We start from the raw sequence: 12,203 nt of genomic DNA on the forward strand, positions 1-12,203 counted from the left end.
GCCATCGCCCACCGCGACGGCTACCACCTCGACTGGCCGAGCATCGACGTAGACCTGCTCAGTCGGGTACGTATCCACGCGGTCGCAGGGGCTACGTCGCCTCTTACGGACTTCCTAACGGCGCACCTGTCCTCAGATTGATTCCGGGACCACCGTGGTCGGGGCTTCACAGGATTATTGTCGGACCCAACGGCTAGCGTTCCTCGAGTGACCTCCGGTGCACTCGATCCTCGCGAGCGTCAAACGCTCGGTGCGCTGCGCTATGCCGTCAACGAAGAGGCAGCGAGCTACCTCGCCATCATGCGGCTCTTCACCTCAGGCATGAGCGGCTTCCTCTCGGATCAATCGGCTGCCGACATCGCAGAGCGCCTCGCCGCAGACGGCATCGAACTCGACCAGGACACCGTCGAGCAGCGCCTCTCGTACCTCGTCGAGCACGGCAACCTGGCGCGCAGCCCACGAGAGACCGAAGCCCGGAGCATTCGGGAATACCTCACCAACCGAGCGCGCTATCAACTCACACAGCGAGGCGAACTCGTCCACCGCCAGGTCGAGGAGCTTCTGCAGCACTCGGAGTCAGCGCGCGAGGTGTCCAGCGAAGTCCTCCCCGTCATCCTCACCGGCATCGAAGACTTCGTGAACAACGCGCGACGCGGATTCGACGACACCGACCCGCGTGAGCTCGCCGGACGGATCACCACGCTGTTTGCCCAGTTCGAGGTACTGGTCAACTCCACGCGGCAGTTCTACTCCTATCTCACCCAAGTGCTCACCCGATTCGACCTCGGTCGGGACGAGTTCGAACTGTTCAAAACCGCGCTCCTGGACTACCTCTCTCGGTTCATCGACGAGATCTCCCGGCACATGCCCCAAGTGGGCGACCGGCTCCAAGAACTCCGTCCGAACCTCGCGGAACTCTGCGAGCGTGCCAACACGGGAGAGCGGCTCGTCGGCATCGACGGCACCGCAGCACGTCGGGCTACCGGCCTCGAACCGGGCGACTGGGAAAGCCTCCACGCGTGGTTCGTTGGTTCGCCCGGCCGACGTTCCGATGCCGACAACGTCCGGGCACTTGCCACCGACGCAATGCGATCCCTCCTCGTGAACCTCAGGCGGATCGCCGCCGGAGCAGACCGTCAGCAGAGCCGATACGGCGATCTCACCCGACTAGCCGCATGGTTCGACACCAGCTCGGACGAGGACGCCCATGCACTGTGGGCAGCAGTCTTCGGTCTCTATCCCACGCGCCACCTTGCCTTCAAGGCCGAGTCGGACGACGAACCAATTCCAGCCACCCAGAGCTGGTGGACCGCTCCGGCCGCCGAAGTGCCCGTCGGACTTCGGATCCACGGCGACCGCACCGCGCGCGGACGGGCAGGAGCACGCGTCGACTTCACCGCGGCCAAGAACGCCCGGCTCGCGGAGCGCGCCAGGCAACAGCGGCGCCGCGAGGCAGCCTTGCGCGAACTCGCCACCCATGCAGGCACCCTGCGAGAAGCCCGCGTCAGCGATGACGCACGCGAGGTCTTCCTCGACCTCTACTCCACGGCACTCACGGGCTACGGGCGCCCCCTCGCGGCAGGTGCGACTGCCGAAACGACAACGCCCATCGGCCCACATCGGCTGACACTCGCCGTCGAGCGTGCCCCGGGGTCGACTGTCGCCATCGCCAGCCCCGCGGGGAAACTCGTTCTCCGCGACATCGAAATCAGGGTCAGTATCGCCGCCGAGTCCGATGGTCAAAGGCAGATGGGATCCGGCGCATGAGTGTCGTTCCCGAGCGCCCTGCGCCCGCGCCCGACTTGTACGCCGAAGCCGACGTACGACGAGCTGCCCGCGCGCTCCTGCAGACACCACTCCTGCACAGCGAGCAGCACCACGACGATCTTGCTCTCGTTCGCCGTCACCGAGACGAGCTGACCAAACTGTTCGCCGACGGTCTCGGCTACCGACTCGTCGTCGAACCGGCGCTCGCCCGTCTCTATAAGACCGGCATCGGCCGGGACGGACGCCGAGGCCTTCGCCGACGCAACGGAAACCACTTCACACCCCGCGCCTACGCCATGGTGGCGCTCGTCCTGGCAGCACTCACCCGGTCACGACAGCAAATCATGATCGACGAACTTGTCGCGGGCGTCCGGTCCGCGGCAGTCGACGCCGGAGTAGATGTTGACCTCGACGCACTGTCGGAGCGACGCGTACTTCACGCCGCGCTGATCGCGCTGATCCATATCGGCGTGGTGAGCGAGCGCGACGGCGACCTGGAGCACTGGGCCGAGCGACGCACCGACTCATTGCTCGACGTTCACCGCGACCGACTGGCCGTCCTCGTCGCAGCGCCCCTAAGCCGATGCGCGACACCCGAAGAAGTCTTCGAGGACGCGTCGCTCCCGTCCTCGGCCGGGGGCTCCCGCGTCCCGATCCGCCGACGCCTCGTCGAGCACCCCATCCTGTCCGTCGACGGCCTCACCGACGAACAACGTGGCTGGTGGCGCCGGAACAGGCACCGCGAGGTCGAGTGGTTCAGCAGTACTCTAGGTCTCGACCTGGAGCTGCGCGCAGAAGGTGCAATCGCCATCGACCCGAGCGGAGAGCTGACCGACCGCGCATTTCCTGGCACTGGATCCGCAGCCCACTTCGCACTCCTGCTCCTCGCCGAGTTGGTCGAAGAGGTGCGCTCCGACAACCAGACTGACCCAACTTCAGGCCCGTGGGCACGCCTGGCAACCTCAACCGCGCGAACGGCCGGCGACAAAGTGTTCCAGGCATGGAAACGCGGACTCCGCAAGGAACATCGCGAGAACCCAGACGCCGTCTTCGACGAAGCGATCGAGATCCTTGCCGACGTAGGACTCGTCCAACGAGACGCAGACGGGCTTCGCGTCCACGCCGCCGCAGCCCGCTACGCACCCAAAGCGCAGCTCATCGAGGCACAGCAGGCTGCCCCGACCCTTTTCGACGAGGACCACTCATGACCACAACCTTCGTCCGTTCCGCGGTACGGGAGACAGCCGACACCGACAGGCGGTTTCGGCTCAGCCGCGCCGGCATCCTCAACGTCTGGCAGTACGACGACCAGGTCTTCGACTTCGCCGACGGCCGCTTGCTGCTCAGAGGAGCCAACGGCGCCGGAAAGTCCAAGACACTCGAGATGCTGCTTCCGTTCGCCCTCGACGGCGACAAGGCCAGAATCACAGCCTCCGCCAAGCACCACACCAGCCTCCTCTGGCTCATGACGGACGGCTTCGAGGGCAACGCACGGGTCGGCTACATCTGGGTGGAGTTCCTCCGCACCGACGACGCCGGACAGCCGGAGGCATTCACCTGCGGCATCGGAATCCGAGCATCGGAATCCCAACGGACCGCCACTGCCTGGCACTTCGCCACCCACCGCCGCGTCGGACACGACCTTGCCCTCGAAGACGCGGGCGGACCGCTTTCGCGAGGTCGTCTGGAGGACGCAATCGGAGCTGACGGCCAAGTCTTCGAGAAGGCCGCCGCGTTTAAGGAACACGTCGGTCGCACGCTCTTCGGGCTCGACCCGAGCCAGTACGACGAGGTGCTCCGGCTTCTCTACTGGCTCCGACAGCCTCAGGTCGGGGAAGACATCGACCCCGGCAAGCTGGCCCAGTACCTCTCCCAGGCCCTCCCACAGATCGACGAACTGGCCATCCGCAAGGCAGGGGACACCTTCGACGAACTGGTTGCCTTCGGCGAGCAGATCGAACGTCGCGCCTCGGCAGCGGAAGCTCTCTCCGTCCTCGCTGACGCATACGCCGACTACGCCCGAGCAGCCGTTGCGCAACGCGCCGCCAAGCTCGCAGAGATCCTCACGACCGAGCGGAACCTGCGGCGGCAACTGAGCAAGGCAGAAGCGACGCTCCAACGCGTCACAACCGAACGCAAGGAAGCCGAGGACTCGCTCAAGCAATCAACCGCCGATGCTGAGGCTGCCGGAACGCGGCTGCGTGCTCTGCAGGAGAGTCCAGAAGCACGGGATCAGCGCAGATTGAGCGACTTGGCCGAACGCGCCGAACGGGAGGCTGCCGAGTCGAAGCGAGCAGGCGAACGGGTCCAACGACGCCGCGAGGAGCACGGGCGCAAGGCCGAGGCACTTGCCATTGCCGCCCAACAGTTGCGCGAGATGACCCGGGCCTTTACCGACGAACTGGCCGACACAGTTCGCCGACATCAGGAGTCTGTGCCCGATTCAGTCATGGTCTCGCCCGTGTCGTTGGTGGCCATCGACCTCACCAACCATGCCGACGTCGCAGCCCTCGGTTCCGGGTTAGACGATGCACGCTTGACGATCACGAAGGCCGACGGTTCGGTCGGAGTTCGGGCCGCGGCAGTCACAGCGGTAGTTGAGGCAACGGCACGATACAAGGACGCCCGGCGCATTGAGGAAGAGGCGCAGCGGCGGGCCGACGAGGCCGAGTCCCGCTGGGAGGACGCCCGACAGCGACGCTCGGCTTCGGAGGGTGCGGCGATCCAAAGCGAGATCGACTTTCGCGCATCACTGACCAACTGGGCGGGACTTCCCGAAGCAGTGCACGTGGACCTGCCGACGGAGTTCGACGCAGAGACGCTCGACGCCTTCCCCGAACTCGTTCGAACCGCCGTGTCCGGCCCGCTGGCCACTCTTCGCGCTGAGCTTCAGAGCGAGTCCACGAAGCGCGACAACGCGGACGTGCAGGTCCGAGCCTTGGAGCAGAAGCGAAGCGAAGTCGAGGCCGAACGCGATCCTGCGCCGCCGCAACCATCGCTCCGTCGAACTCCGCGGCCAGACGGCCACTCCTTGTGGCAGGTCATCGACTTCACGACCGGACTCGACGAGCCCGTTCGCGCCGCCATTGAAGCGGCACTCCAGTCCGCGGGCCTCCTCGACGCCTGGCTCCGACCTGGCGGCCGACTTCTCGACCCCGGACTGCACGACACATTGCTCGTAGGTCACACGCCGGCAAGCGGACCGACGTTGTCCGATGTGCTCCACGTAGACCTGCCGGCCGGCTCCGATGTCTCGGTCGAGGATGTGCGTGCTGTGCTCGACGCAGTCCACCTCGGTGACGACCCTGACGCAGAGGCTGCCATCGGCGCCGACGGTACGTGGCGCCTCGGGCCGGCACACGGACGAGCCGCAAAGGAGGCGCCGCAGTACATCGGAGCAACGGCTCGGGCACACGAGCGAGCACGCCGCCTCGCCGAGATCGACCAAGAACTCCAACGCCAACGAGACACCCGAGACATCGCGAAGGAGTCTGCCGAACGGGCGGGAGGCACGATCGCGGCGCTCGACTCCTGGGTGCTCGGCCGCCCCACCGACAGCGGGCTGCGCGAAGCATGGACTCGCCTAACGGAACAGATCGAAGCGGAGCTGCGCGAGGAGTTGGCCAATCGCGACGCTCAGCGCGAGGCCCACGGGCGGCGTGACGAGACAGCCCAAGCACACTCCTCACTCACTCGACTTGCCCAAGAGCACGACCTTCCCGTGGACAGTTCCTCACTGGCAGCTCTCAAAGAACGGCTGGATCACCTCCGCGCCGATCTGGACGCTCTGGGGAAGCTAATACCGCACCTGCGCCGCAACCTCGACCGATGGTCATCAGATGCGGTGTCCGTCGATGAGGCGCTCCGCGAGTTGGAATCCGAGAAGGAAGAGCACGCCGCGGCCGTCGATCGCGCTGGCCAAACCCAGGCCGAGCTCGACGCCCTCCGTGAGGCGGTTGGTGCCTCGGTGCAGGAGTTGGAGCGCAAGATCGCTCTCGCAAGGGAGTCGAAGGCATCTCACGAGGCAGCCAAGAAGACGGCCGACACGCGAGTACGCGAGCTAGCGGAAGCGTTGGGCGAAGCACGTAGCGGTTTGACGACCGCACAGGAGCGCCTCGCATCCCACGCCCCGGCAAGAGCCGAAGCACTCGCATGGTTTGCGCAACTTGCCCAAGCACCAGGACTCCTTGCCGCCGCCGAGGTGGCTTCGGCTGAACCATTCCTCCAGGCAGAGAACATCGTTGGCGACGCACCCATCCCAGACTCCATCACGCAAATAGTTCGCGAACTCGCCGACCCATCGACTGGGGACATCACACGGGCTACCGACCGTGTGTGGGCCGCTCACCGCGACGCTGAGAGCGGCCCTGCGGCCGACCACCAGCTCGCGATGGCACGATACGGCGACCTCCTTGCCGTCACGGGACGAGACGACGCGGGTGAGGCCCCCGTGGTGGTAATCGCAGCCAGAGTTACCGCCGCGGTCGAGCACGACCGGACACTCTTGACCGAACGCGAGAAGAAGCAGTTCGAGCAACACATCCTCGGCGAACTCGGAGACGCTCTGCGAGCCTGCAGGCGCGACGCAGACGAACTGGTCACCGCCATGAACGACCTCCTCGGTGAGGTGCGCACCTCTCAAGGCATCCGACTCCGTCTGAAGTGGGACCTCCGCGACGACATACCCGCTGAAGCGCGCGCGGCCGTCGATCTGCTTGCGCAGCCAGTCGGCGCCCTCGTTCCGGAAGAGCGAGCTTCGCTGCGCGATGCCCTGCACGGACTGATCGAGACTTCGCGAACGTTGAATCCCGAACTCTCCTACAGCGAGCATCTCGGGTCGGCGCTGGACTATCGGACCTGGTCGGAGTTCTCGATCCGGTACACGAGGCCGGAGAAGTCGGGCACTTGGGAACGCCTCCACCGGCGTTCAGCCCTCTCCCAGGGCGAGCAGAAGGTGCTCTGCTACCTGCCGCTATTTGCCGCCGCTGCAGCCCACTTCACGTCCCTTGCCGGTGCAGCTCCACACGCTCCTCGCCTTGTACTTCTCGACGATGCGTTCCCGAAGATTGACGTCAGGACCCACCCACTCCTCTTCGGCTTGCTCGTCCAGCTCGACCTCGACTTCGTCATCACCAGCGAACGGCTATGGGGATGCCACGACACTGTTCCGTCTCTCGCCATCTATGAAGCGTTGCGTAACCCCACTCAGCGCGGCATTGCGCAGTACGAATCCCGTTGGGACGGCCGAACCCTCCATTCGATCGGATGACCGGCGTTCCGACGTGGATCACCGACCCAGCTCTCGCCGACGCTTGGTCGAAGATCCGAGAACGATTTGAGAAGGCAGGACTCGTAGCAGTCGGGCGCGTCGAGATTGAGACCGCCACCCGAGACAAGCGTCATGCGCTCGGTGCACTCCTGGGACGTTCAGTCACGCGAAGCGCCATGCGAGTGGATCTCGCCGACCTGGATCAGCGGCTGCGCGACCGCTCTGGAATGGGCGGGTTGCTGGAGGTCCTGACCGCCATCCACGGCGAAGCTCCCAAGGATCGACCTGCCGCCAGGGCGACAAGGAATGCTGCACGTCAGAGGCCCTTGGACAGAGCGGCCGAGTTGGTCGACGCTCCCTGGGCCGATACCTGGATCGAAGGTCTGCGGCGCACCGGCCTTCTGACGGCCAGAGAGGACGCGCTCCGCATCGTCGAGGATGCGGCCAAAGTCCTCAACGAGCTCGTCGCTCCTTCGGTTCGCCCGCAGTCCCGCGTCGAGCTCGCTGCCCGGTTGTTGGGCAACGCCCACGCATTGGATGCCGATCGCGTGCTGCACCGCGTTGTCATTCGCGGATTGGCCGCCGCTGCCGGCGTGGGTGTGCCTGAAGCAACCCCGGGTGTCGTCGGCCTGTGGTCGAGGTTCGGGATCGAGCCAGATCTTCTCTCGCGCACATGCCTGGTCCTTGGGCTTGGCGCGCCGGGCGTAGCCGGGGAAAGACTGGGGCTCGCGGCTGAGTCGGGGGACCCGGTCCACATCACCGAGTGGGACCTGCGTCGATTGGGCGCCTTCGATGTCGGGGACCGCTACGTGCTGGTCTGCGAGAACCCGCGGGTTCTAGAAGCGATCGCCGAGACCGGCGACTTGGGTCACGTTGTTGTCTGTACGTCCGGTGAGCCCAATCTGGTCGTTACGGAGATCCTGGGACGCCTCCACGAGGGAGGCGAGCACCTGCGCTACCACGGCGACTTCGACTGGCCCGGAATCGGGATCGCCAATCGCGTCAGAGAGAACTTCGGCGCGGAACCATGGCTCATGGCGGCTGACGACTATGTTGCTGCCGTGCGCCGGGAGAACCTTCCGCTCGGACCGCACGTCATCGAGCCGACGTGGGACGCCGAACTCGGAGCGGCGATGCGTCTCCACGGTCGGGCAGTCCACGAGGAGTCGATGCTCGCTCAGATACTTGGGCACCTCGCCACGTCGACCTGATCGGTCATCGAAACGTCACCGAAGTGATCGAACGCCATCACCCGCACCCGTGTTCGGAGAACTGAGACTTGAGTAGAGCAGGGCAAGCCGACGCCGTAGGAGGTGTCTTCCGTGTGGTTGCGGCGGCCTATCTCGCCGTACATGCCCTCCGTGAACAGCCAGTCGCGGGACTCGACCTTCCGAGCGACGTGCACGCCGCTCGTCTGGACTTCGAGACCGATGACCCGACCGACGACCTCGTAGCCACGATGTCCGACGGCAGTCGTTGCTTCATTTCGGCGAAACGCGCCGTCGGAAACGACCGACACCTCAAGTCGACCGTTGAGGGCTGGGTCGCTCAGATGAGCACGGTTCGCGGTGGGGATGTTCTGGTGATCGCTGCCGAGGAGCTGAAAGGTCCTGTCAAGGACCTTCCAGAAGCACTGCGTCGACGCCGGGACGGTCGAGAGCTGGCAGTCCGGCACCAGAAGGCGATCACGGCCGTCACCAAGAGCGTGCCCGTCGGCCTCCGCGACGACATGCTCAATCGAACCCGAGTGCTGCACATCCCCATGGCTACCGGGACGAGCCAAACCCGCGCGCTCATGGAGTCGTTGGCGAGCTACCTGGTCGAGGACGGGAAGGGCACCGCCGTCGTCAGCCTGCTCGCCGACGCCTTCCATCGTCAGTCGGGCGAAGCATCGGGCAGCACCGTCGAGGACTGGGTCCAGACGGTCCAAGGCTCGCGACCACTCATCGCTGACGGTTCAGGCCCGACCGGGATGCGCATAGCCGCGAGTCTTGCGGCGCTCGACGAGTACAAGCGAGTCCTCATCAGTCGTCGCGGCAGGATCGACTTGACGCTGCTTGCCGAGGATCTACCTCCGGTGACCGTTGACGACCTCATCGACGGCCTCCGGGTCGAGACCGCCGAGAACCAGCGCGGAGATGGCGACAGCTTCCTCCGCGTCATCCGTCGATGGCGACGCATGCTGCTGGTTGGCCAACCCGGCACCGGCAAATCGGTCGCCCTGCGCGAGCTGGCTGCACAATGCGCCAGCGACCCGCACGCGCCGCTTCCCATCGTCGTGCACCTTCCTAGCCTGCTACAGCCGAGCCCTAGCGACCTGTCCGCTGATCTCCTGATCAGCTCGGCCGCTGAGCGGGTCGCGAACCCGGAATTACGGTCTCCACTGATGCGGGCGATGCGCCAAGAGCTGGACTCAGGCACTGCCATTCTGCTGTGCGACGGTCTTGACGAGTGTGGCCCCAAGGCGGCCTGGATAGCCCAACAAATCAAGGATGTTCTCGACGGCTTCGCCCCACGAGTCGGGATTGTCGTCGCCACCAGGGCCAATGCTGTTGCCGCGGCCACGCGAATAGGGCTGCCTCGCGTCCACTTGAATCCGCCCCAGGATCTGAGCACCACAGTGCAGAGCGTCCTGAGGACGTGCTCCGAGACCCGGATCCAAGCTGGCGGACGTGAGAGCTGGCTCGCCATTCGGCGCAAGTGGATCGAGGACGCACGCAACCAGCACCCCGAGCTGTTTCGAGTGCCACTTCTCGCCGTGTTGCTGGCACTGATCTGCGCCGACACCGCCGAGGCAGAACTCCCCAAGGGTCGCGCGGTGTTGTTGCACAATGCCGTGGAGCAATCGGTGACGCGCTGGGAGGCCCAACGAGCCGTCGCGGGGGCGAGGCCCTGGGCGACGGACCTTACCGGCGGCATGCTCCTTGACGGGTACGTAGTCCTTGGACGCTTGCTGGACTCAGGTGCCGAGCCATCCAGAAACGAGGCGGTCGAGGCCCTGACGACCCTGCTGCAGGACCGGGATAGCTGGAACCTTGCGCCACGGCGAGCACGTGAGGTCGCCACAGATGTCCTTCGCTTCTGGGACGAGCACGTCGCCGTGTTCGTCGTGAACGCGTCGGATCGCATGAGCGCCCGCAGCAAGGTCTTCACCGAGATCGCAACCGCCATGTGGACCCTCACCGCAATCGATGATGAGATCGCCTCCTGGCTCGCGGATGTTCTGCCCTACACGGATTCCGACGGTGCGATCGGGTTGGCGGCCGGTCTCAACCAACGGGTCGTTGAGTGCATGCTCAGCGCTTCAGAGATGGGCGGGGCGGCCAGCATGCTGCTCGGTGAGTTGGTGGTCCGGGAGGTAATTGAGCTCGACGAGGACCAGACCACTCGACTTCTCGAGAAGCTTCGACTGGCCGTGGAGCGGGCAGTGGCAGGGGACCCCGAGCCCGACCGGACGCCGCGTGAGCCCAGCCGCCTGTGGTCGATGCTTCGAGGACGTCGCTATCAGACACAGCCCGTCTGGAACTACGTCGAGCTCGCATGCAGCCTGAAACTGTTGTCAGCAGCCGACCGAGCGACACGAGGGGAGATCCTCGCAACGGCGGAACTCGCTGCAGCGGACGCCGCGATCGCGAACGCACTCTGCGCACTGACCGACGCAAAGACAGATCGCGAGCCGCTGAATGATCGAGCCATCGAACTGGTCAAGGGTGTGATGCAACAGCCGCTCCCCCCTGACGGCGAGCTGATCCGGCAGTCCCGGCGGCGATCGGCAATAGTTGGCGGTGCACCGCTTGCGCCCGGAGTCGCTCAGGTGGCGCTCGAGGGAGTCCCGCATCTCTCCGCACTCCCGGAGGGGTTCGGACGATGGGTCTTCGACGTCAGCATGAAAGCAAACCACGGCTACGGGGACAAGATCCGCGCCGCACTACAAGCCAAGGGCGTCAGTACCAACGAATGGTGGTCCGAGCGAAGCACCTTCAGAAAACTTGGAGCGTGGCGAGATGACCATGACCGCTACGAACGGATGCTCCTGGAAGACATCGCATCGTTGGCGCCAAGCGACGAAACCGGGGCCAGCCCACTCGCAAGGGACCGGTATTGGTCGCTGACCTCCGTCGGAGATCTGCTGGCGGCGACCAACTACGCCAGTGTGAGTGTGCAGGACTTCTCCCGCGCCTTCGTCCACGACGACATGGCATCACGCAGAGGCTGGCTCGGCGCGATAGCCGACGCGTATCGCATCGATAAGGCAGAGGCAGCCCGGGAGGCCGCGTGGATGCTTGACCAGTTGAGTCAGAGCATCGGCGGCGAGCACGGGCTGAACGATCACTGGTTCGTCGCGAGCATGTCTCCTCAACGAGGCCCGGCGCTGGACGATGATGCCGTCGCACGGCTCGCCCGTGAGCAACACGATGCGCTGCTCGGAAGCCTCCGAGCCGACTCAGACTGGATCGCATGGTCCGCAGCAGAGGTGCTCATCAACGTTCCGGTCCCGACCTGGGACGCCGCCCAGCTGTTCGCGACGGACATGACGGGATGGCCTCTCGATAGAGCAGCCCTTCTGTACATGGTCGCCATCCTCTCCGCGGGCGATGGAAGCGTCGACCGGTTCGCCGCAGCCGCGACTTCCGAGGCCCCTGAGTACCGCACGGCCGCCCAATACTGCCTGTCCGTCATGGGAGAACTCGACGCAGACGGCTCTGTCGACACTCAACTGCGGCAAGACCCGGATCTGACCGTGCGTCCCAAGGGCAGCCGCGCCGATGAACCGCACGCCTCGTACTGGACCTGCAACGACTGCCGTACTCGGAACGACCCCGAGACCGAAGACTGCCCGGGCTGTGAGCACGGTACGAGGCCCGACTGAAATCGATCGGTCATCGAAAGGTCATCGGAAACGAACGGCAACTGTTCCGAGCGCTTCCGATACAATTGATGTCGTCCAATGGGGAACCTCCTCTATAACCCGAGGTTTCCCAGAGGGACCCGAAGTCTCAGGTAGTCCGGGACCGGCCTCCGATCTTGTCCAGAGGATTAGGGTTCAAATCCCTGCTTCTGGTCGACTCGGACGGTGTCGATGGCGTCCATGACTTGGCTGTCCCTCGCCGCGAACCGAACCGCGGGGAGTAGGAACTGAAACCGGATCTTGATGTCCGGCACCGGG

The 12,203-nt window shown here is 65.3% G+C and carries 5 protein-coding genes; all 5 read left to right on the forward strand.

Going from position 1 to position 12,203, the window contains the following annotated elements; translation table 11 throughout:
• The first annotated feature begins 207 nt into the window (after positions 1-207).
• The 5 genes from ASE25_RS11385 to ASE25_RS11410 all read left to right on the forward strand — a co-directional run bounded on the left by ASE25_RS11385 (position 208) and on the right by ASE25_RS11410 (position 11,906).
• Entirely contained in the window at positions 208-1,767 is a 1,560-nt protein-coding gene (locus tag ASE25_RS11385; RefSeq protein ID WP_056825385.1) for a TIGR02677 family protein, read from the forward strand.
• Positions 1,764-2,975, forward strand: a complete 1,212-nt coding sequence (locus ASE25_RS11395) for a TIGR02678 family protein (RefSeq protein WP_082622822.1) — start codon at positions 1,764-1,766, stop codon at positions 2,973-2,975. The genes ASE25_RS11385 and ASE25_RS11395 overlap by 4 nt, the downstream gene beginning before the upstream one ends.
• Positions 2,972-7,036: a TIGR02680 family protein gene (locus tag ASE25_RS11400; RefSeq protein ID WP_056825391.1), complete on the forward strand. Its 4,065-nt coding sequence runs from the start codon at positions 2,972-2,974 to the stop codon at positions 7,034-7,036. The genes ASE25_RS11395 and ASE25_RS11400 overlap by 4 nt, the downstream gene beginning before the upstream one ends.
• On the forward strand, positions 7,033-8,247 hold the full coding sequence (locus tag ASE25_RS11405) for a TIGR02679 family protein (protein WP_082622823.1): 1,215 nt from the start codon (positions 7,033-7,035) through the stop codon (positions 8,245-8,247). The genes ASE25_RS11400 and ASE25_RS11405 overlap by 4 nt, the downstream gene beginning before the upstream one ends.
• Before the next feature lie 113 nt (positions 8,248-8,360).
• Complete coding sequence (locus tag ASE25_RS11410; RefSeq protein ID WP_056825394.1) at positions 8,361-11,906, forward strand: NACHT domain-containing protein; 3,546 nt, start codon at positions 8,361-8,363, stop codon at positions 11,904-11,906.
• The last annotated feature ends 297 nt before the right edge of the window (positions 11,907-12,203 follow it).

Source organism: Terrabacter sp. Root85 (assembly GCF_001429185.1).
In the GTDB taxonomy this organism is placed as follows: Bacteria; Actinomycetota; Actinomycetes; order Actinomycetales; family Dermatophilaceae; genus Terrabacter.